This is a genomic window from Novosphingobium humi, assembly GCF_028607105.1.
In the GTDB taxonomy this organism is placed as follows: domain Bacteria; phylum Pseudomonadota; class Alphaproteobacteria; order Sphingomonadales; family Sphingomonadaceae; genus Novosphingobium; species Novosphingobium humi.
In genome coordinates this window covers 2288472-2310845 of sequence record NZ_CP117417.1, presented here as the reverse complement: position 1 = coordinate 2310845, position 22374 = coordinate 2288472, and the positions used below count along the sequence as shown (strand labels likewise).

At 65.3% G+C, this 22374-nt stretch carries 16 protein-coding genes; 5 read left to right on the top strand and 11 right to left on the bottom strand.

From position 1 onward, the window contains the following. Nucleotides 1–11 precede the first annotated feature (11 nt). The 3 genes from PQ457_RS10845 to PQ457_RS10835 all read left to right on the top strand — a co-directional run bounded on the left by PQ457_RS10845 (nt 12) and on the right by PQ457_RS10835 (nt 2602). Nucleotides 12–1382 (top strand): class II 3-deoxy-7-phosphoheptulonate synthase, encoded by a 1371-nt coding sequence (locus PQ457_RS10845; protein ID WP_273616885.1) that lies wholly within the window; start codon nt 12–14, stop codon nt 1380–1382. Nucleotides 1383–1460: 78 nt separating this feature from the next. Further along, nucleotides 1461–1973: a DUF4337 family protein gene (locus PQ457_RS10840; protein WP_273616884.1), complete on the top strand. Its 513-nt coding sequence runs from the start codon at nt 1461–1463 to the stop codon at nt 1971–1973. Further along, complete coding sequence (locus tag PQ457_RS10835; protein WP_273616883.1) at nt 1970–2602, top strand: LysE family translocator; 633 nt, start codon at nt 1970–1972, stop codon at nt 2600–2602. The genes PQ457_RS10840 and PQ457_RS10835 overlap by 4 nt, the downstream gene beginning before the upstream one ends. A 67-nt stretch (nt 2603–2669) precedes the next feature. Here the strand turns inward: PQ457_RS10835 and PQ457_RS10830 are convergent, their stop codons facing one another. Genes PQ457_RS10830 through PQ457_RS10805 form a run of 6 tightly spaced genes read right to left on the bottom strand, consistent with a single transcriptional unit; the run spans nt 2670 to nt 12704 of the window. Further along, nucleotides 2670–3647, bottom strand: a complete 978-nt coding sequence (locus PQ457_RS10830) for a quinone oxidoreductase family protein (protein WP_273616882.1) — start codon at nt 3645–3647, stop codon at nt 2670–2672. 7 nt (nt 3648–3654) lie between these two features. Next, complete coding sequence (locus tag PQ457_RS10825) at nt 3655–4272, bottom strand: ParB-like protein (RefSeq protein ID WP_273616881.1); 618 nt, start codon at nt 4270–4272, stop codon at nt 3655–3657. 18 nt (nt 4273–4290) lie between these two features. Next, nucleotides 4291–5913: a SulP family inorganic anion transporter gene (locus tag PQ457_RS10820; protein ID WP_273616880.1), complete on the bottom strand. Its 1623-nt coding sequence runs from the start codon at nt 5911–5913 to the stop codon at nt 4291–4293. Between the two features lie 54 nt (nt 5914–5967). Continuing rightward, a complete protein-coding gene (locus tag PQ457_RS10815; protein WP_273616879.1) occupies nt 5968–6852 on the bottom strand; it encodes a transglutaminase family protein in 885 nt (294 codons plus the stop codon). A 7-nt stretch (nt 6853–6859) separates the two neighbouring features. Next, nucleotides 6860–9343: a circularly permuted type 2 ATP-grasp protein gene (locus PQ457_RS10810; RefSeq protein WP_273616878.1), complete on the bottom strand. Its 2484-nt coding sequence runs from the start codon at nt 9341–9343 to the stop codon at nt 6860–6862. Nucleotide 9344: 1 nt separating this feature from the next. Then, on the bottom strand, nt 9345–12704 hold the full coding sequence (locus PQ457_RS10805; RefSeq protein WP_273616877.1) for a transglutaminase family protein: 3360 nt from the start codon (nt 12702–12704) through the stop codon (nt 9345–9347). A gap of 138 nt (nt 12705–12842) precedes the next feature. Here PQ457_RS10805 and alr point away from each other — a divergent pair, with 138 nt between their 5' ends. Next, nucleotides 12843–13925 (top strand): alanine racemase, encoded by a 1083-nt coding sequence (alr, locus tag PQ457_RS10800; protein ID WP_273616876.1) that lies wholly within the window; start codon nt 12843–12845, stop codon nt 13923–13925. Between the two features lie 42 nt (nt 13926–13967). On the opposite strand, the gene PQ457_RS10795 is transcribed toward alr, so the two are convergent. Continuing rightward, complete coding sequence (locus tag PQ457_RS10795) at nt 13968–16424, bottom strand: TonB-dependent receptor (protein ID WP_273616875.1); 2457 nt, start codon at nt 16422–16424, stop codon at nt 13968–13970. 275 nt (nt 16425–16699) lie between these two features. On the opposite strand from PQ457_RS10795, the gene PQ457_RS10790 reads away from it, so the two are divergent. After that, a complete protein-coding gene (locus PQ457_RS10790; RefSeq protein WP_273616874.1) occupies nt 16700–17767 on the top strand; it encodes an AI-2E family transporter in 1068 nt (355 codons plus the stop codon). On the opposite strand, the gene PQ457_RS10785 is transcribed toward PQ457_RS10790, so the two are convergent. The 4 genes from PQ457_RS10785 to PQ457_RS10770 form a co-directional block, all read right to left on the bottom strand. After that, nucleotides 17758–20121, bottom strand: coding sequence for a putative bifunctional diguanylate cyclase/phosphodiesterase (locus PQ457_RS10785; protein ID WP_273616873.1), 2364 nt, complete (start codon nt 20119–20121; stop codon nt 17758–17760). The genes PQ457_RS10790 and PQ457_RS10785 overlap by 10 nt on opposite strands. Before the next feature lie 134 nt (nt 20122–20255). Continuing rightward, entirely contained in the window at nt 20256–21134 is an 879-nt protein-coding gene (locus tag PQ457_RS10780; protein ID WP_273616872.1) for an HpcH/HpaI aldolase/citrate lyase family protein, read from the bottom strand. Nucleotides 21135–21271: 137 nt separating this feature from the next. Continuing rightward, entirely contained in the window at nt 21272–21712 is a 441-nt protein-coding gene (locus tag PQ457_RS10775; RefSeq protein WP_273616871.1) for a chemotaxis protein CheW, read from the bottom strand. Between the two features lie 91 nt (nt 21713–21803). Beyond that, nucleotides 21804–22298: a flavin reductase family protein gene (locus PQ457_RS10770; protein WP_273616870.1), complete on the bottom strand. Its 495-nt coding sequence runs from the start codon at nt 22296–22298 to the stop codon at nt 21804–21806. Nucleotides 22299–22374: the final 76 nt, after the last annotated feature.

Here is a 22374-nt window from a genome sequence, read left to right as displayed (position 1 = left end):
AGTAAGGAAAAGTGGCAAGCAACTGGACCCCGGAAAGCTGGAAGACCCGCGAGGCGCGGCACCTTCCCGTGTATCAGGACGCCGAAGAACTCGGCCGGGTGGAGCAGACGCTGGCCAACTTTCCCCCCCTGGTTTTTGCGGGCGAGGCGCGTGCGCTCAAGGCTGAGCTGGCCAAGGTTTCGGCAGGCAAGGGTTTCCTGCTTCAGGGCGGCGATTGCGCGGAAAGCTTTGCCGAATTCCATCCCAACGCGATCCGCGACACGTTCCGCGTGCTGCTGCAGATGGCGGTCGTGCTGACCTTCGCCAGCAAGCAGCCGGTGGTCAAGGTGGGCCGTATCGCGGGCCAGTTCGCCAAGCCGCGCAGCGCGCCGACCGAGAAGATCGGCGATCTGGAACTGCCCAGCTATTTCGGCGACATCATCAACGGCAGCGATTTCACCCCGGAATCGCGCCGCAATGATCCCCAGCGCATGTTGCAGGCCTATGGCCAGAGCGCGGCGACGCTCAACCTGCTGCGCGCCTTTGCCAGCGGCGGTTATGCGAATCTGCGTCAGGTGCATAAGTGGACGCTGGAGCATCTCGACCACAGCCCCTGGGGCGAACGTTTCAGCGCGATGGCCGATAAGATCGGCGAGGCGCTGGACTTCATGGCAGCCTGCGGTGTTGATCCGCAAAGCGTGCCCCAGCTTCAGGGCACCAATTTCTACACTAGCCATGAGGCGCTGCTGCTGCCTTATGAGCAGGCATTGACGCGGCAGGATTCGCTGACCGGCGAATGGTACGATTGTTCTGCGCATATGCTTTGGATTGGCGACCGCACGCGCTTCGACAATTCGGCGCATGTCGAATTCCTGCGCGGCGTGGGCAATCCGATCGGCGTGAAATGCGGTCCGTCGCTGGCGCCCGAACTGCTGCTGCGTCTGCTGGATCAGTTGAACCCGGCGCGCGAAGCCGGTCGCATCACGCTGATCGCCCGTTTCGGCCATGACAAGGTCGAGGCCCATCTGCCTGCTCTGGTGCGCGCGGTGAAGGCCGAGGGCCATCCGGTCGTGTGGTCGTCCGACCCCATGCATGGCAATGTCGTCAAGTCGGACAGCGGCTACAAGACCCGTCCGTTCGAGCGTATCCTCAAGGAAGTGCGCGACTTCTTTGCCGTGCACCGCGCCGAGGGCACCCATGCCGGCGGCATCCATATCGAGATGACCGGCAAGAATGTGACCGAATGCACCGGCGGCCTGATCGACGTGACCGACGCCACGCTGGCTGATCGCTATCACACCCATTGCGACCCGCGTCTCAATGGTGCGCAGTCGATCGAACTGGCCTTCCTGCTGGCCGAGGAACTGAACAGCGAGGCGCAGGAGCGCCGCGCGGCGGCCTGATCCGGCCAATCCGAACCAAGGGGGAGGGGGCCAAAGCGGCCCCCTTTCTTTTTTCCGCCACCCGGCTAAGTCACGGATATGACAGAGACGAAATCCTCCCCTGTGTGCGTGGCCCTGATCGTGCTGGCTGTGGTGCTGACCGGCATCATTCATATCGCGATGCTTTCGGCCCAGCGCGAGAGCATTCAGGCGGCCATGGCCGCAGCGGACGCCACCACGATGGTTGAGGCGATGAAGGCGCGCGAGACGATGCTGATCGCGCAGGCCAATCAGGGCGGGCTGGACGGCGACGTGCGCGCAGGCGCCTTGGGCGAGGCGGCTGTCCTGCGTCAGGGCAAGCTGAGCGCGCAGCCGGGCGCCCCGCGTGCGCCCGGCATCGACGCCATCGCCACGCGGATCGCGGGCCTGCGGGCCGAGGCATCCTCTGCGGCGGAGCGCAGCGGTCGGCTTGGCCTTGGCGAAAGCGCGCTTTTGCTGGGCATTTTGCTGCTGGCCTTGTCCCAGATCATGGCGGCGCGGCTGTTTCTGTGGCTGGGCGCGGGTCTGGGGCTTGCCGGTATCGCGCTGGCAGTTTTGGGAGTTCTGTTATGAACCTGCATCTCTGGGGCCTTTATTGCCTCACCGTGTTCCTGATCAGCGCCTCTCCGGGCCCCAACATGCTCCATATCATGAGCCGCAGCGTCGAGTTGGGCCTGCGCGGGTCGTTTCCGGCCATGGCAGGCTGCATGAGCGCGCTGGTGGTGATGATGACGGCCAGCGCGCTGGGCCTGACCGCGCTGCTTTTCGCGCTGCCCGGCGCGTTTGAGGTGCTGCGCCTGATCGGCACGGCCTATCTGGTCTATCTGGGCATCAAGGCATGGCGCGCGCCCGTCACCGAAGAGAGCGAAGAAACGGTCGAGTTCGAACGTCCCGGCCTGTCGCGCTGGGCGGTCTATCGCGGGGGCTTCACCATCGCCATCTCTAACCCCAAGGCGCTGCTCTTTGCCGCGGCCTTCCTGCCCCAGTTCATCGACCCGGCGCAGCCCAAGGCCATCCAGCTTTCCATCCTGATCGGCACCTTCGCCGTGATCGAGACCTTCTGCTACTTCACCTATGCTGTCGGCGGCAGGGGGCTGGCCGGCTGGCTGCGCCGCCCCGCCGCCCAGCGCTGGTTCAACCGCGTGACGGGCGGCGTGTTCATGGGGTTTGGCGCGATGTTGTTGCGTTCGCAGAAGGCTTGAAGGGTTTAGGAAGGCGCCTCCGGCGGGCAAAGGGCCGGAGGCATAAACCCCTTACCCCGCCAAATGATCAAGGCACCAACACACTCGCCCCCACCGTCTGGCGCCCCTCCAACGCGCGGTGCGCATCGGCCGCATCGGTCAGGGCAAAGCTCTGTCCCACGGGCACCTTGACCGCGCCGCTCTCCAGCATGTCGAACAGGCGCGCGACGCCCGCCGCGCTTTCCGCCGGGGTGGCGTAATAGTCCCACAGCCGGGGCCGCGTGACATAGAGCGAGCCCGCTGCGGCCAGAGCGCCCAGCGCGACGCCCGTCACCGGGCCGCTGGCATTGCCAAAGGACAGGATGGTGCCGCGCGGCCGGACGCTGGCCAGCGATACCGGCCAGGACGCCGCGCCCACGCCGTCGAAACTGGCCGCAACGCCGATCCCGCCGGTGATCTCGCGCACTTGCGCCGCCACATCGGGCGAGCCGGACAGGAGAACGGTTTCGGCCCCGGCCTCGCTGGCCATGGCCGCTTTGCTTTCGGACCCGACCACTCCAATCACCCGCACGCCCAGCGCATGAAGCCATTGCACGAGGATCTGCCCTACGCCGCCCGCCGCCGCATGGACCAGCGCCCAATCCCCACTCTTCAGCGCCACCGCGCGCTCAACCAGAAATTCGGCCGTACAGCCCTTGAGCATGGCCGCCGCCGCCGTCTGGGCGCTGATACCGTCGGGGATGCGGAACCACCCCGATGCGGGTGTGATCCGCGCCGTGGCATAGGCGCCCAGCGCCGGGCCAAAGGTGGCCACGCGGTCGCCGGGTTTGAAAGCGGCCACATCCGGCCCCACCGCCTCGACCACGCCCGCCGCCTCGCTGCCCAAACCGGATGGCAGGGGGCAGGGATAGAGGCCCGAGCGATAATAGGTGTCGATGAAATTCAGCCCCACCGCCTCATGCACCACGCGGATTTCGCCGGGGCCCGGTTCGTGCAGATCGACCTCGTGCCAGCGGATCACTTCGGGCCCGCCGGTCTGGGCGAAATAGGCTTGGAGAGCTTTCATGGTTTCATCATCCTTCCGGGCCGGCAAAGCCCGGCAAATAGGCTGCTTGGGGACTATTGGCCAATTTCAGCGCTTTGGCCAGCGCGGCAGCGAAATTTTCTTCGAGTTTCTCGCGTTTTATATGGTCGCGGAAGAAATCGGCCCATAAAAACTCCGCATAAGGCGTGGATGTCTTGGCATAGCCGCCCCCGCGCCGGACCGCGCCCGCCAGCGAGCGGAACGGATCATCGGCCAATTTGCCCACATGGCGCGGCAGATCCGACCAGTCATGCCTTTTGCCATTGTCATCATAGGGATGGAGCCAGTTGTAATAGTCCATCACCGAAAAGAACCGTTTCTTGCTCAATTTGCCCAGCCGCGCCTCGACCGAAACCAGCACCTCCTCGACACCTTCCTCATAAAGCGCGCGGGCCAGATGGTGATGGTCGATCACCCACCATGTGTCGCCCGGCCCATGCACCACCGGGATCAGATGCTGGCCCAGCCATTGCCCGGCCTGTTTCTGGTCGCGCCAGTGCTGCTGCTTGTCGCGCACTTCGGCCATGCCGACGGTCATTTGCGTCGGGCGCAGATCGCGCAGGCGGACCGGATTGAGGACCGGCTGGACCGGGTGGTTCATGGCCATAGGGGGCTTTCCTTTTCCTCAGATGGCGCTGTCCTGCCATGATGCCCCCGCCCGCGCCACGGCGTCGGCCACCGAAAATGTCGAATCCTGCGCCAGTTGCGCCATGCCCGCCGCCACCAGCACATCGCGCACCCGGTCATGCGCGCGGGCCAGCAGCACGCGCTGGCCATGCTGCGCCCGGTCGAGCACGAATTCGCCCAGCGCATCGATGGCGGTGGCGTCCAGATCGTTTGATTCCTCAAGGCTGAGCACCACCACCGGCGCGCCCGATGCCGCCGCGCGCGCCGCGATCAGATTCAGCACGCTTTCCGTATTGGCGAAAAACAGCGGCGCATTGGGGCGAAACAGCGCGATGTTGGCGGGCGCGCGCGCATCGTCATGGCGGGCGATATCGACATAATCATGGCTGTCGCCCACCTGGCCCAGCGTGCTGATCGAGGGATGGGCCAGATCATAGAGCAGCATGGCGATGGACAGCGCAATCGCCGCCAGCATCCCATTCAGCACCCCCAGCGCCAGTACGCCGACCGCCGCAGCCACCGCCACCCAGCCATCGCGCCGGATCTGAAACAGGCGGCGGATCGGGCCGGGATGCAGAGCATGGGTCAGCGCGGCGATCACCACGGCGGCCAGAATGGGTTCGGGAATCCGCCCGATGGCGGGCGCGGCAAACAGCGCCAGCCCCAGCAGCGCCAAGGCCGCCATGATCGCCGCCCACCGGCTTTGCGCGCCCGCCGAGGCATTGGCATTGGCCGCCGAAAAGCCCGCACCCACCGGCATGCCCTGCGCCAGTCCGGCCGCCAGATTGGCCAGACCCAGCGCGCTCAGTTCACGATTGGCATCGAGCCGGTCGCCATTCTGCAGGGCCAGACTGCGCATCGTCCCCCAGCTTTCGGCAAACAGGATGAGCGCAATCGGCGCCGCGATCTGAGCCAGACGCGGCAGCAGCGCAAAGGGCGGCAGCGCGAAATCGGGCCATGTCAGCGCCACCTCTCCCACCAGCGCCACCCCCCATGCCGCCGGGTCCAGCCACCAGCCCAGCAGCAGCCCGCCGCCGATCACCATCAGCGATCCGGGCCAACGCGGCGCCCGCCGCAGCGCCAGCAGCGCCGCCAGCGCCCCAAGCCCCAGCAGCAGACTGGGCCAGTTGGTTCGGGGCAGCGCCATGCCGATTTCGCCCAGCAGCCGCCACATCGGCGCCCCCGGCACGCTGATCCCCAACAGATGCGGCAATTGGCGCACGATGATTGTGATCGCCAGCCCCATTGCAAAGCCGCGCAGCACAGGGCGCGAGATAAACCCGGCCAGACTGCCCAGCCGGAACGCACCCAGCGCGGCAAAGATGACCCCGGTCATCACCACCAGCGCCGTGGCTGCCGCGCCCCCCTGGCTCAAACCCTTGTCGCCCACGCCCTCGGCCGAAAGCCCGATCAGCGCCGCACCCAGAATGGCCGCCGAGGAGGATGTGGGCGCAATCACCGCATATCGGCTGCGCCCGACCACCGCATAGGCCAGAGCGCCAGCCACCGCCGCCGCAATCGCCCGCCCCGGCGCCAGCCCCGCCATCCCGGCATAGGCCACCGCCTCGGGCAGGAGCAATCCGGCAAGGCCAAGGCCGGTCAACAGATCGCGTCTGGGCATGCTCTCCATCGCGCCATGCATGGACCCGCCATCATGCAAGTCAAGCCGCGCGCATCAATCTTCCACCGGTTCGACATCGACCGACACCGCCAGATTTTGGCCTGCACCGCCCAGAAATACGCCGTCGATCGGGGCGATGTCGGCATAATCACGCCCCATCGCGACAAAGATATGATCGGTCCCGGCCAGCACATCATTGGTGGGATCAAAACCGACCCAGCCGATGGCCTGACCACACCACAGCGCGGCCCAGGCATGCATCGCATCGGCGCCCACCAGACGCGGCTGACCCGGCGGGGGCAGCGTGCGCAGATAGCCGCTGACATAGGCGGCCGGAATGCCATGCGCCCGCGCAGCCACGATCATCACATGGGCGAAATCCTGACACACGCCGCGCTTTTGTTCAAAGGCGTCCTGCGCGGTGGTCGTCACGCTGGTGGCGGTGCCGTCATAGGCAAAGCTCTCGTGGATCGCTTTCATTAATGCGTGACCGGCGGCCAGCACGCTTTGATCGGGGGCCAGAAAGGGCGCGGCCCATTGCGCAATCGCGGCCGAAGGCGAGGCCATGGGCGAGGCAAACAGATAAGAGGCCGGCCCCATCGGTGACAGATCGGGAAGGGCCAGCGCGGCAGCGCGAATGTCGGCAATGCCGGGCGCGGCGGCATCATCGGGCGCGAGGGCCGGTTCATTCACCTCAATATCGAAACGGCTTTCGATGCTCAGTTCCGAGAGCGGTTCACGCAGGATCACGCGATGGCGGTGGACGATCCAGGGGCCATCCCCGGCCTCGATCTCGGCGGGGGGCGGGTCGAGTTTCAGCGCGAAATTCTCCACCCGCTGTCCCGGCCAGAGCGCCGGTTTCAGCCGCAGGTTGAGCCGCGCCAGACGCACCACGCCCTCATAGCGCAGGCTGGTGGTATGATGGATGCGATAGCGCATGAAAGGGTCAGCCTTGCAGAGGCGTGCGGCCCGCAACCGCCGCATCGAATTGCAGGAAGTAGCGCGCGGAAATCGAATCCGAGAGGGCCTGAAGCCGCATCTCGATCTCGGTCATGCGCGGCCCGTCGAATTGATCGACCGTCAGGCTGATCAGAGGGGCCAGCACCGCGCGCACCTCGCGCAGCGGCGCCTCGGGCAAGGCATCCTCGCGCAGCGAGGGCAGGGCGGCGATGTGGCGCTCGATGGCCTGCACCTGATGGACCAGACTGCGCGGATTGTCGGGGTCGAGCAGCAGGAGGTCATAGACCGGATCGCGCAGCGGCGCCGAAAGATAACGCGAGCGATAAGTGATCTGGCTGTCGAAAATGTCGAGCAAAGTGTTGAGCCGGTCGCTCTCCTCGCCCGCGCCTTCCAATTGGCGTGCGATGCGGCACAGCGAAAGGGCGCGCTCGATACGACGCCCCATGTCGAGAAAACGCCATGCGGGCCCGCGCACCATATCCTCCGCGCCAAGGCCGGAAAGCGCGGCGAAACGCTCGACCAGTTCACGCGCCACGCGCAGCAGCACGCCGGGCCGATGCGAATCGAGCAGCGGCAAAGGCCGACTGGCGATCCGCCAGAAATCAGGCGCGAAACGGTCGCGTAGCGATTGGCCCACATTGCGCTGGGTGTTGAGCAGCGCCGCCACGCCGCCCGGCAGAGCATGTTCAACCAGCGCCGCGCGGCACGCCTCGGCGGGGGAAAGCGCGGAATGGCCAGGGGCCAGCGCCCCCCAATTGGCCAGCAGATCCACCAGCCTTGCACGCACTTCGGGATGGCCGCTGGCGCCCGCGTCCACTTCGATCCCGCCGCCCAGGATCGAGCGGACCACGCGCACCGTCATTTCCGCCCGCTCGCCATAGCGGCCGAACCAGTACAGATTGTCGGCCGCCTGCGCCGCCAAGACGCCGCCATCGCGCCGGATCGCGGGCGCGCCGGTCAGGGTGACGCGGCTGAAACTCTCCTCGTCGGCCTCGTCCACCACGCAGACATCAGCCGAAAGGTCGCCTTCGCCCATCAGCGTCGAGGCGATCTTGCCCGATGAGGACAGGCGCGCAAAACCGCCCGGCATCACCACCCATTCGCCATCGGCCCCGCGCGCGACAAAGGCGCGCAGCGTGAAGGGGCGCGGTTCGAACCGGTCCTCGATCAGGGCGGGGGTGGTGGACAGGTTGATGATTTCCTGCGCGCAATAATCCATCGGGCGGCGGGCCATGGCGGCCAGCAGCGCCTCGCGCGCCTCGGGTGTCAATTGCGCACCATGGGCCGGCTGCACCGTGGCCAGCCCCTCGACCCTTTGGCCAAAGGCGGGGGCCACCATCAATTCATCCAGCCGCCCGCGCACCAGATCCGCCTCCGGCTCGCCCCCGCACCACCATGTCGCCACATTGGGCAGCAGCGGGTCTTCGCCCAGCAGGGTTTGGAACAGGCGCGGCAAAAAGGCGGCAAAGGCGGGCGCCTCAACCACCTCGACGCCGGGCCAGTTGGCCATGGCCACTTGTCCGCCGGTCCAGCAATCGGCCAGATCGGGCACACCGATGGTCGAGCGCGCATCGAAATTGAGCGGATCGAGCGAATTGGTGTCGATCCAGCGCCACAGCGCATCGACCCGCTTTGGCCCGCCGATAGTGCGCACATAAAGCTTGCCGTCGATCACAGACAGGTCGCGCCCTTCGACCAGCGGAAAGCCCAGATAGCGCGCCAGATGGGCCTGTTCGGGATAGGATTGGTTGAAGCGCCCCGGCGTCAGCAGCGCGATGCGCGGCGATTCGCGCGGGCAGTCGGCGGACAGGCCCTGACGCAATTGGCCAAAGAATCCCGCCAGCCGCCGCGCATGAATATCCGAGAGCAGCGAGCCCGTCCCGCGCGAAAGCGCCAGCCGGTTTTCCAGCGCATAGCCCACGCCATTGGCCAGCCGCAGCCGGTCGCCCAGAACGCGCCATTGGCCATGCGGCCCGCGCGCCAGATCGACCGCATAGACGTGAATATAATGGCCCCGGCGCGGCAGAACCCCGCCCATCGCGCGGGCGAAATAGCGGCTGCCCGCGACCACGGCGGCGGGCAGATGCCCTTCGCGCACCAGATCCTGCGGGCCGTAAATATCGCCCACCACCGCTTCGAGCAGCCGCGCGCGCTGGACCAGCCCTGCCTCGACCTTGGCCCATTCCTGCGCGCCGACAATCAGCGGCATCGGCGTCAGGGGCCAACTGCGCTCCTCCGCATCGCCGGTCATGCGGAAACTCATGCCCATGTCGGCAATCTGGCGCGCCAGCAGTTCCTGCGCCGACAGGCCCGAATCCCGCGCCAGCGTATGGAGCCCGCCCGCCATCATCCGCCATTTGGCGGCGACCTCGGGCGGGGCATGGCGAAACAGGTCGCCCGCGTCCACATCGACCGGATAGTCCTTCAGCCAGTCCACCGGCTGGGCCTTGCGGGGCGCGCGGGTGGCCAAGTTACCCCAGCCAGCCGGGGCGGCGCAGGTCGAGCGTCATCGGAAATTCGCCCGGCCATTCCTGTGCGGGCGTTGGCTGGAACCCCGGCGTATGGCCGATGTCGAAGAATCGCGCCTTGCGCCGCCCCTCGGCCTCGAACGCGTTCACTGGCACCGTATCGTAATTGCGCCCGCCCGGATGCGCGACCTCATAGACTGCGCCGCCAAGGCTGCGATGGTTCCATGTGTCATAGATGTCGAAGGTCAGCGGGGCATGGGGTGGCAGCATCGGATGGAGGCAATTGGACGGCCACCACGCCTTGTAGCGCACGCCGCCCACGCCTTCGCCGGGCGTGCCGGTGGGGTTCATGGGAATGCGGCGGCCATTGCAGGTGATGATATGGCGCCCGGCCACAAGGCCCGTGGCCCGCACCTGCAAACGCTCGGTTGAGCTGTCGACAAAGCGCACGGTCCCGCCGATCGCACCCGTCTCGCCCAGCACGTTCCAAGGTTCGAGCGCATGGGCGATTTCCAGTTGCACCCCGCCGCCTTCGGTCGTCCCGTGGATGGGGAAGCGGAACTGGCGTTGGGCCTCAAACCACACGGGGTCGAAATCATAGCCCGCGCGGCGCAGATCGGACAAGACATCGAGGAAATCGGCCCAGACGAAATGCCCCAGCATGAACCGGTCGTGCAATTGCGTGCCCCAGCGCACCAGCGGCCCGCCTTGCGGCTCTCGCCAGAACCACGCGGCCAAAGCGCGGATCAGCAATTGCTGGGCAAGGCTCATTTTCGCGTCTGGCGGCATCTCGAAACCGCGAAATTCGACAAGGCCCAGGCGGCCTGTGGGGCCATCGGGGCTAAACAATTTGTCGATGCAGATTTCGGTGCGATGGGTGTTGCCCGTCACGTCCACCAAGAGATTGCGGAACAGGCGATCAACCACCCATGCCAGCGGTTGCGGCTGATCGGGGCCGGGCACTTGGGCGAGCGCGATTTCCAGCTCGTACAACCCGTCATGGCGGGCCTCGTCGATACGCGGGGCCTGACTGGTCGGGCCGATGCACAGGCCGGAGAAGAGATAGGAAAGGGAGGGATGCCGCTGCCAATAGGTGACGAAGGATTTTAGCAGATCGGGGCGGCGGATGAACGGGCTGTCGAGCAGGCTTGGCCCGCCCAGCACGATATGATTGCCCCCGCCCGTGCCCACCGCGCGGCCATCGACCATGAAGCGGTCCGCCGTCAGCCCGACCTCGCGCGCGACATCATAGAGCGTTTCGGTGATGTGCACCGATTCGCGCCAAGAGGCCGAGGGCTGGATATTGACCTCGATCACGCCGGGGTCAGGCGTGACCTTCAGCACCATCAGGCGCGGATCGGTGGGCGGAGGATAGCCCTCGATCCGCACCGGCAGGCCGCTTTCCTGCGCCACGCGCTCCACCGAAGCGATGAGGTCGAGATAATCCTCCAGCGTTTCGACCGGGGGGATGAAGACGCAAAGGTGATCGCGCCGCGCCTCGACCGTAATCGCTGTGCGGACCACGCCCTCGATGGCCACCTGTTCGACATAGGTGTTGCCGGTGGGCTGGGGCGGGGCATCCGATACGCGCTGAAACGCGCCCTGCGTCCGCGCGGCAGCTTCGCGCTCGGCCGCCAGACCATAGAAATCGGGCAAAGGCGCCAGCGGCGCGGCGGTGTCCTGCGGGTTGATGAAAGGATAGTCTGAGGCTGCCACATGGGGCAGCGAGGAAAGCGGCAGGCGATAGCCCAGCGCCGCATCGCCCGGCACCGCATAAAGCGCCCCGCGCCGCAGTCGCCACTTTTCCGACCGCCAGCGCCGGATCGGCTGATGCGCCGCCTGCCACCAGCGCTGGACCGGCAGGACATAGCCGACCGGCTTGTTCAGGCCGCGCTGGAACGTGCGCATGAAGCGTGCGCGCTCCTCCGGGTTTTCCAGTTCGGGATCATCGGGGGCCACATTATCGGGCAATTGCGCCTCGCGCACGATCCATTCCACCGCGTCTTCATAGACCGGCTGAACAAATTCCTCATCCACACCCAGCGTGGCGGCAATGCCGCGCATCACCTGCTCCGCGCTTTGCGGTGCCACCTCGGGCGGGGGCGTTTCGCGCGGCAAGGTTTCGCCCGCGATCAGCGTCGCATCGCGCCACACCGGCACGCCATCCTTGCGCCAATAGATCGAATAGCCCCAGCGCGGCAGGCTTTCCCCCGGATACCATTTGCCTTGCCCGTGATGCAGCAGCGATCCGGGCGCGAATTCATCACGCAGGCGGCGGATCAGTCGGTCGGCATAGGCGGCCTTGGTGGGGCCGACGGCATCGCTGTTCCATTCGGGTGCCTCGAAATCGCCGTCCGCGATAAAGGTCGGCTCGCCCCCGATGGTCAGGCGCATGTCCTGCGCGGCAATGTCCTCATCCACCTTGTCCCCCAGCGCCAGCACCGCGTCCCAGCGCTCGTCGGTAAAGGGCTTGGTGATGCGCACCGCTTCATGGATGCGGTGGACGCCCATCTCGAAATGGAAATCGACCTCGGCCGGTTCGGCAAGGCCGCTGATCGGCGCGGCGGATCGGTAATGCGGCGTGGCGCAGAGCGGAATATGCCCTTCGCCCGCCAACATGCCGGACGTCGCATCCATCGCGATCCAGCCCGCGCCCGGCACATAGGCCTCGGCCCATGCGTGCAGGTCACAGACATCCTGCGAGACGCCCTTGGGCCCCTCGACCGGGATGACATCGGGCGTCATCTGGATCGAATAGCCCGAGACAAAGCGCGCGGCAAAACCCAGCCGCCGCAGCAGATTGACCAGCAGCCAAGCCGAATCGCGACATGACCCCGATCCGATTTCCAGCGTTTCCTCCGGTTCCTGAACCCCGGCCTCCATGCGGATCACGTAATTGACGGCCTGATAGACCGCCATGTTCACATCGACGAGGAAATCGACCGTGCGCTGTTTTACATCGGCAAAGCGTTCATAGAGCTTTTCGAACAGGGCGCCTTGCGGTTCGACATCGAAATAGGCGGCCAGATCCTCTTTCAGCGCCGGATCATAGGCGAAGGGGCGTTCCTCGGCATAATCCTCGACGAAGAAGTCGAAGGGGTTGATCACCACCATATCGGCCAGCAGATCGACCTCGATGCTGAAATGATCGACCGGATCGGGAAAAACCAGCCGCGCCAGCCAATTGCCATGCGGGTCCTGCTGCCAGTTGAGGAAGTGGTTTTCCGGGCTGATTTTCAGCGAATAGTTCGGCACCTGCGTCCGGCTGTGCGGCGCGGGGCGGAGGCGGATCACCTGCGGCCCCAAACGGATCGGTTTGCTGTAGCGATAGCGGGTGAGGTGGTGCAGGCCGGCTGTGATCATGAACGGGAGTGTGCGCGAAAGGTTTGTGCGCTGCAATATGGAATTGGCGGCCCGGACAACAAAGCCGCACCATGACAAAGCCGGTTGCGCTTTGCCCCCCTGTGGTCCAGCAGGGCGTGAAACTGGAGTGACAGGCAAGTGCAGGCGCAAATGGCCCCCGCGCCGGGGGTTTTGACAATCGATCTGGGCGCATTGGTGGAAAACTGGCGCCGGGTGGCGTGCGAGGTTGCGCCTGCGCGCGCCGCCGCCGTGGTCAAGGCCGATGCCTATGGTCTGGGTGCGGCGCAGGTGGTCCCGGTGCTGGCAGCGGCGGGTTGCCGTGCTTTTTTCGTCGCCAATCTGGTTGAGGCGCTGGCCATTCGTGCGCTGGTGCCGGATGACGCTTTGCTGGCGGTGCTCAACGGGCTGCATCCGGGGGGAGAGGCTTTTGCCGCCGAGGCCGGGATCACGCCGGTGCTGAACAGTATCGCGCAGGCGCGACGATGGCAGGCCTTTGGCCGCCCGGCGATGCTTCAGGTCGATACCGGTATGGCGCGCCATGGGCTTGGTTTTGAAGAAGCGGTGGTATTGGCGGGCGATGCGGAATTTCGCGGCGCTGTGCCCTTGCTGGCGATTATCAGCCATCTGTCCTGCGCCGATGAACCCGATCGGGCCGAGAATGCCGCGCAATTGGCGCGCTTTGAGGCGGCCGCCGCACTGTTTCCTGGGGTGGCGCGCTGTTTTGCCAATTCGGGCGGGGTGCAATTGGGCGCGGCCTGGCATGGCGATCTGGTCCGTGCGGGCCTGTGCCTTTATGGCGCCGAACCTGCGGACGGCCGAGCCGAGCCGTTTCGCCCGGTGGTGGGGCTGCAAGCCCGTGTCTTGCAAACCCGCACTGTGCCTGCCGGAACCGGCGTGGGCTATGGCCAGACATGGCATGCCCCGCGCGAGACGCGGCTGGCGCTGCTTTCGATCGGCTATGCCGACGGTTTCCCGCGCAGCCTGTCGGACCGGGGCGCGGTGTGGGCGCAGGGCGCGACATTGCCCATCGTGGGCCGAGTGTCGATGGATGTGACGGTGGTCGATGCTTCCGCCTTGCCCGAGGGCGCGCTGGCCGAGGGGGAACTGGTCGAGATCATCGGCCCGCATCGCCCGATTGAGGCTGTGGCGCAGGAGGCGGGCACGATTGCCTATGAAATCCTGACCCAGTTGGGCGGGCGGTATCAGCGCATCTATTGCTGATGCGATCCGGCGCGGGTGGATGGCCCGCGCCGGACAGCAGGGTCAGAACTCGAACTTCACCGTCGCGCCATAGGTGCGCGGATCGCCAAGGTTGGCCGCGATCAGGCCGGTGTTGCCGCTGGCCACGGTCAGCATCTCGACATAATTGGTGCCCGTGGCGTTGCGGACCCAGCCATAGATGTCGATCCCGCGGTCCTGACGCCACCCTGCGCGGAAATTGTGCAGCGAATAGCCTTTGACCCAGGTGTAGATCGAGGCCGAGGCGTTGGACGACCAGCTCGAACGATAGGAGGCGTCATAGCCGACATAGACCTCGCCATCCTTGCCGAACAGCTTGGCCGGGATGTTATATTCGCCGCCCCAGCTTAGCGCATATTTCGACACGCCCGGCAGGCGCTGGCCCGAAATGTCGCAACTGGCCGGGCTGAGCGCGCCCGGAGCGCCCGCCGCGCCCGGCGTGCCGGTGGTCGTCGTGCCGCCAGACAGTTCAGGTGGGCAGGGGGCGGTGGTGAATTTGCGGTATTTCGCGTCCGTCAGCGCGGCGTTCAGATAGGCGCTGAAACGGTCGCTGGGGCGCACCGAGAAATCGCCTTCCAGACCCTGCGTGCGCACGCTTTCCGCATTGGCCAGATAGCCGCGCAGCACGCCCAGCGCGCCATTGGTCACCTGCGCCTGGAAATTGTCGATGGTGGTGCGGAAGGCGGCCAGATTGACCGTCACGCGGCGGTCCAGCCACTGGCTCTTGAAGCCGATCTCGAAATGGTTGACCGTTTCGGGCTTGACCGTGGCGGCGGCCAGAATCGGCTGGCCATTGGCATCCGAGGGCACGCCGTTGAGGTTGACCCCGCCCGATTTGAACGTCTTGGCATAGGTGGCATAGGCCCGCACATCGCGCGCCAGCGCATAGGAGAGCGTCAGGTCATAGCTGAAATTCCACGCCGAATAGCGCGCCGGGAATTGCTGCGAGGACAAGACACCCGCCTGCGCGCCCAGCAGCGAATTGGCGCCGGTGCCCGAGGTCGGGAAGATCTGCGCGCCTGCCGAATTGGTGACGACCGAATTGTACCAGCCCTTCTTCTGGTCATAGTTCAGGCGCACGCCCGGCTGGATCGTGAAACGATCCGTGACCTTCCAGCTCAACTGGCTGAAGGCGGCCAGGCTGGTGTTGTTGAGGCGGATGTCATTCCTGGCGGTCAGACCGTTCAGGATGTCGGGAACGCAAGTGGCCGAGGAACCGGTGGGGCAGATCGCGTTGATCTGGGCCGATGAGAGCAGGAAGCGGCTGGCGGCGGTGCCCTGTTGCTGGGTGCCGGTGGTGTGGACAGCCTGATTGAAGGCGAAGAGGCCGACGTTCCAGTCGAAATGGCTGGTTGCGAGGCTGTAACGGAATTCCTGCGTATATTGTTCCTGCTTGGTCGGGTTCTGGCTCAGCGTGGTGATCGGCAGGCCGGTGTAGTCGCGGTCATTCGACGGGTTCCAGTCCCAAAAACGCCATGCGGTTATGCTGGTAAAGGTGCCTGCGCCGACCTGCGCTTTGATCTTGAGCGAGGCCCCCCCGATGCGGTTGGTGGCGCGCAATTCGCTGTCGAGATCGGTCACGCGGGCGTAAGGATTGGCGCTGGCGGGCGTATAGCCGAGCAGCGCGGCCAGCGCCGGGAACTGGCGGGCGGATGAGCGCTGGGTGCTGCCATAGCCGTAATAGACCGTGGCGCAGCACGAGGGGTTCTGCTCGTTGTAATCGGCGGCCAGCGTGACATCGACCGTGGCCGAAGGGCGCCACAGGATTTGCCCGCGCAGGCCCAGATTGTCCTGCGACTGCACCCAGCTTTTCGTGGTGGTGTTATAGATCGTGCCGCCCCGCCCGGTCGAGGACACCGCGATGCGCGCCGCCACCGTTTCCGACAAAGGCCCCGATACGGCCAGCTTCAACTGGCGGTAGCCGTAATTGCCGACAGACACTTCGCCCCGGCTTTCAAAATTGAAGGTGGGCGCGCGGCTGGTGATGTTGATCGCGCCGGCGGTGGTGTTCTTGCCGTACAGCGTGCCCTGCGGCCCGCGCAGCACCTCGATCTGGGCCACATCGAGGAAGTCGAAGGTGCTGGCCGCGGCGCGGCTGAAATAGACGTCATCGACGTAGATGCCTACGCCCTGTTCGATGCCGTCATTGGTCAGGCCGAAGGGCGCGCCAAGCCCGCGCAGATTGGCCGCCGAATTGCGCGGGTTCGAGGAATAGAACTGCAAGGTGGGGGCCAACTGCTGCAGGCGATTGACGTTGAACGCGCCGTTCCGCTCCAGCGTCAGCCCGCCCAGCACCGAGATGGCCAAAGGCACACTTTGCGCGCTTTCGCTGCGGTGGCGGGCGGTGACGACGATGTCGCCGGGGGCCTCGGCCTGAACCTGCTCTGCGGCTTCGGCGGGCGCTTCGTCGGCGGCATGGGCCGGGCCGGCGAAAAATGCGGCACCGGCCACGCTGGCAAGGAAAATCTGGCGCAGTTTCATACTCGATCCTTTGACTTTGCAACACGGCGGGCCGCGTTCAAGCGATGGTGATCGGGAATGCGCATGCGGCGTTCCGGCTTTTGCCGGGCGCGGGCCACATGCGAATATCCCCCCTGTGATGCTCACCCATTAATTTCTATCAATTAGGTAGAGTTGACTCGCTTCTAATCTCAATCATTAAAATAGACATTCAAGGAAATCTGTTGGTCGCCCAAGTCTGGCTAAACGCCGATCACACTGTTGCCCTGCGCCCCGCTCGGGCTATGCATAGGGTCGTGATCAATCGGGAGAACCGCCAGATGCAACCGGCGCGCATGTTTCTGTTGGGGCTGGTGGTGGCGATTTCGCTGGCTTTCGGCTGGCTGGTGGTGCCTTTTTGGGGGGCGGTGCTGTGGGCGGTGATCGTCGCGGTGCTGTTCGACCCGTTCTATCAACGGTTGATGCGCTCGATGCCGGGCCATCCGGATCGCTGCGCGGCGATGACCTTGCTGGTGGTGGTGGCGGTTGTGGTGCTGCCCGCGCTGGCGCTGGGGGCGGCGCTGATCGAACAGGGCGGGGTGCTCTATGCCCGCATCGAATCGGGCCAGATCGACCCTTTACGCTTTCTGGCCGGGCTTCAGATGCGGATGCCGCCTTGGCTTCAGGGGCAATTGGGCGTGGCCGGGCTGGCCAGTCTGGATGACCTGCGCGGATGGCTCAGCCGTGAAATGGGCGATCTGCTGCGCAATGTCGGCCCGCAACTGCTGCAATTGGGGCAGAGCACTCTGGGTCTGTTCCTGCAATTGGGGGTGATGCTCTATCTGGCCTATTTCCTGCTGCGCGACGGGAGGGCGCTGGGCGAAAAGATCGCGCGGGCGGTGCCGCTGGAACGGGCGATGACCGACCTGCTGATCGCCAAATTCCTTCAGGCGATCCGCGCCACCATCAAGGGCAGCCTGATCGTCGCCGTGCTGCAAGGCTCGATCGGGGGGCTCAGTTTCTGGGTGCTTGGCCTGCCGGGAGCCTTGCTGTGGGGCGTGGCGATGGGGGTGTTTTCGCTGTTTCCCTCGGTGGGCACGGGGTTCGTCTGGGTGCCGGTTTCGGTCTATCTGCTGGCCACGGGATCGGTGTGGCAAGGGGCGGCGCTGGGCGCGCTGGGGTTCTTTGTCATCAGCAGCGTCGACAATCTGGTGCGGCCCATTCTGGTCGGGCGCGACACGCGGGTGCCTGATTATGTGGTGCTGATCACCACGCTGGGCGGGTTTGAACTGATGGGTTTCAACGGCTTTGTCATGGGGCCGGTGATCGCCGCGCTGTTCATCGCCATCTGGCAGGTGGTGGGCGAAAGCCGCGATCAGGCCTGACGCAGGTGGAGCAGGGCGCGGGCGGTTTCATGCTCGCGCACATGGGCGGCCACTTCGGCGGCGGGCATCGCTCTGGCATAGAGATAGCCTTGCCCTGTGTCACAGCCCATCGCGATCAGATGCTCCTGCTGCGCGATGGTTTCGACGCCCTCGGCGATCACCTCCAGCCCAAGGCAATGGCCCAGATTGATGACGATCGAGGAAATCGCCTCGGCATCGCCCTTGGCGCCGATCTGGCCGATAAAGGAACGGTCGATCTTGAGCAGGTCCACCGGGAATTGGGTAAGATGCGAAAGTGAGGCATAGCCGGTGCCGAAATCATCCAGCGCGATACGCAACCCGTGATGGCTCAGTCGTTTGAGCGCGCGTTCGACATCCAGCACGCCCTTGTCCAGAAACACATCCTCGGTCACCTCGATCTGAAGGCATGATGCGGGCAGATCGCGCGCCTTGAGCCGGTCCAGCACGGTTTCGACAATCCCGCCGGGGCGGAAATCGCCGCTGGTCACATTGACGGCCACATGGCCAAAGGGCACGCCCCCCGCCACCCAGCCTTCGATATCATCCAAAATCATATCAAGCATGTAATCGCTGATCGCCACGCTCAGGATCGGGTCGTTGAAGGCGGCCTTGATCGCATCGGGGCCGCGCACATGCCCATCCCGGTCGCGCCAGCGCAGCAGCGCTTCGAAGCCCACGATGCGCCCATCGCCGCGTCCTTCACCGCCCAGACAGACCTTGGGCTGATAGTGCGGCACGATGGTCTTGCGCTTAAGGGCGAAGCGGGCGGCGGTGATCATGGCCTGATGGCGCTCTACCTCGTCCATCATGGCGGGCTCAAAGATCTTCATCTGCGCCCGGCCCGCCGCCTTGGCGGCATAGAGCGCGATGTCGGCGGCCTTCATCACCTCGGAACGGCCCGGCCCGTCCTGCGGGATGAAACTGGCCCCGATGCTGGCGCCGCATTCCATCACGCGGTCGCCATGCAGGATGGGTTCGCGCAATTCCTCATAGATGCGCGCCGCGATGCGATGCAGCGCCTCGGCATCGCCTGCGGCCACGATCAGCGCGAATTCATCGCCGCCCGTGCGCGCCACCAGATCGCCATGCCCCACCGCCGCACACAGCCGCGCCGCCAGCGCGCGCAGCAGCACATCGCCGCCATCATGGCCCAATGTGTCATTGATCGCCTTGAAATTGTCGACATCAACAATCAGCAAGGCGTGGCTGGGGACCGCGTCATTGCGGGCCGGATCGCGCATGCTCTCGCGCCCTTCGGCCATCACCAGCGCGGCATCCAGCCTTTCCTGAAGCACCGCGCGGTTAGGCAGGCCGGTCAGCGTATCGTGATGCGCCATCCAGATGGCATGTTCTTCGGAATGCTTTTGCCGCGAAATGTCGCGCGCCACCACAATCAGCCGGCCCGAGGAATCCGAGGTTTCGCTGACGATAGTGTCATACCAGCGTTTTTCTCCGCTGGGTCGGGTAAAGGAAATGGTAAAACTTGCGGGCCCGCCGCGTTGGGCCTGTTCAAGGGCCGTGGCGGCGGCCGGACGGTCCTTCTCCTCCAGTATCCTCAAGAAATCCAGACCCACCAACTGTGTCTCGCAATACAGGTCGTCCGGCTCTCGGTTGCTGAAAACCACCTTGTAGCCTTTGTCCAGGATCAGCGTCAGATCAGGGCTGGACTGGAGGATGGTCTCATTCAACGCCTTGCTTTGGTTCAATTCCGCCGTGGTGGTCATCCACGAAACCAGCATCCGGTGCAGCCCGAAGGAGGCGGAAAAGATCGTTGTCATGAAGATTGGCAATTGCACGCTGATGATGCGCAGCGAAGGCTCCTGCGTCATCAGTCCGCCCACCGCGCAAGGCGCCAGCGCGGCAAAGGTCATGACGGCGGCCAGACGCGGCGTGCCGAAATTGCGCAGACAAATGCCGCAGACCATTGCCGCGGTCGACAGACAGGCAATCGTGGCCAGCACCCAGTCGCCGCTGGTCAGGCACAGCAGCGTGCCGATCCCCACCGAAGCCGCCCATACCACCGACAGCGCGCTGGCCAGATGGCGCAGCCGCTCGAGCTTTTCGGGCGTCGCGCTGTGCGAGGACTGGACCACGCCGATCCGCACCAGCCCCAGCACCGCCTCGAACACCATCCAGCCGATGAAGGGGGCGGTGTGCATCCGCCCCGCCGCCACCGCCGCCACGGCCACGCTGTTGATCACCCCGCCGATGAAAATCGGCAGCGATGCGAACAGACCATTGGCCAATTGGGCGGCGATGGGCGCCGAGACTTTCTCGCCGGTGCTGAGCAGCCAATGGGTCAGTCTTGGTTTTGGCACGCTCGGCAGGCCCACTCTTGTTGATCCAGACCGAGTGATTCTACCGAAAAAGTGTTAATACATAGGTCAGTTTTACAAAAATTCACCAATGCATTGAAGGCTTTCCATGCCGCAGTTGCGAAATGCGGTTTGATTTCGGCCTATCACCCCTATCCGCGCGCCGCGATCCGCCTTGCCATGGCCAGCAGGCTCTGCGCCTGATCGCGGTGGAGCAGTTCGACCATCCGCCCGTCCAGCTTGATCGCCCCCTTGCCGGCATGTTCGGGCAGGGCAAAAGCCTCGATCACCCGCCCGGCCCATTCCAGCTCGGCAGGCGAGGGGCTGAACACCTCGTTGCAGGGCGCGATCTGGGCGGGATGGATCAGCGTTTTGCCGTCGAAACCGAACATCAGACCCTGCGCGGCTTCGGCGCGGAAGATATCCATATCCTTGAATTCATTGCACACCCCATCCAGAATGGACAGACCATGCGCCCGCGCCGCCGCCACGGCCAGCGACAGGAAGGGTTGCAGAAACGTGCGCCCCGCATCGGGCCGCGCACGCAATTCGCGGGCCAGATCATTCGGCCCGATCACCCAGAGCGCCAGCCGCGTCTGGCGCGCCAGCGAGGCGATGGCGTCAAGCCGCAGCACCGATCCGGCCGTCTCGATCATCGCCCAAAGCTGAAGGTCCGAGGGCGCATCGGCCAGCGCCTCATGATAGCGCAGCACATCCTGCGGGCTGGAAACCTTGGGCACCAGCAGCGCGTCGGCCCCCGCACGCGCTAGCGCTTCCAGATCTTCGGCCCCCCATTCGGTGTCCAGCCCGTTGACCCGCACCGCGACCTCGCGATGGCCAAACCCGCCGGTATAGAGCGCGCGCACCGCCGCCTCGCGCGCGGCCTCTTTCTGTTCGGGCGCAACGGCATCCTCCAGATCGAGGATGATGACGTCGGCATCCACCTCGCGCGCCTTGGCCAGCGCCTTGGGGTTAGAGGCGGGCATGAACAGCACGCTGCGGCGGGGGCGGTCGAGGCGGAGAGCGGGCATGGATGATCCTCTGATGGTTCGGCCAGGGCATCGGGGGTGGCGCCGCGACCTTGATAGGGCTGAACAGGCGCGATTTTGTTCACAAGCCCGGCGGGCGTCAAGCCAGCTTTAGGTAGGGGCAGCAATAAGTCGCGGATCTATTCCCCGCTCGTCAACCAGTCGCGGCCGACCAGTTGCGCCAGATTGAGCACCAGCAACATGCGATTGCCCACCGGCGCCAGCCCGTCGATAAAGGATGTCATCTCCTCCACCCCTAGGCAGGGCGGCGGCTGCAAAGATTCCTCGGCCAGATTGACCAGATCGGATACCGTTTCAACGATCAGCCCGGCCATCAGCGCGCCCATCTGCACCACGATGATGGCATGGCGCTCGGTCGTCTGGGTCGTGCCCCAGCCCAGACGCGAGCCAAGATCGACAATCGGCAGGGTGTTTCCGCGCAGGTTGGCCATGCCCGCGATATAGGACGGCGCGCCGGGAAAGCGCGCAACCGGCGACCACGCACGGATTTCGCGGATCGCGGCAATATCCAGTCCGAACAATTGCCGCGACACTTCGAAAGTTATCAGTTCGCGCGTCATGCCACCTCTTCTCGTCCGCACCAGCGTTTGGCGCATCCAAGCAGCATGGCGCAACGCCAGATGGGTTCAAATTGGCGCTGACCTTTTGCCGTTACAGCGCGGCAAAACCGCCATAATTTCCGCGATGAAACAGCAGGGGATCGCCCTCGCGCGCCACATTCATCCGCCGCACCGCGCCCAGCACGAAATCATGATCGCCCGCAGGCAGCGTGGCGCTGATATCGGCCTCGATCGTGATCAGCGCATCGGCCAGCAGGGGCAGGCCCCCTTCCGAAAGCGTGTATTTCACCCCGGCGAATTTATCCCCGCGCCCGGCCAGTTGCCCGCACAGCGCCGCCTGATCGCTGCCCAGCACATTGACGGCGAATTGGCCCGTGGCGGCAATCGCCTGCCAACTGGCCGAGGTGGTGGTCGGCAAAAAGCCCACCAGCGGCGGATCAAGCGAAACCGAGGTGAACGTGCCCACCACCAGCACCAGCGGCGCGCCATCGGCATCGGTCGAGGTGATCGCTGCGACACCCGTGGGATAATGGCCCAGCACGCGGCGATAGTCTGCCGGTTCGATGGCCGTGGCCGATTGCGTCATGTCTTTTCCCCGCCGTGAATGTCCTGCCTCATGCCGTGCCAGAGCGCGCGCGATGCTGCAAGTGCGTGATGGGGCA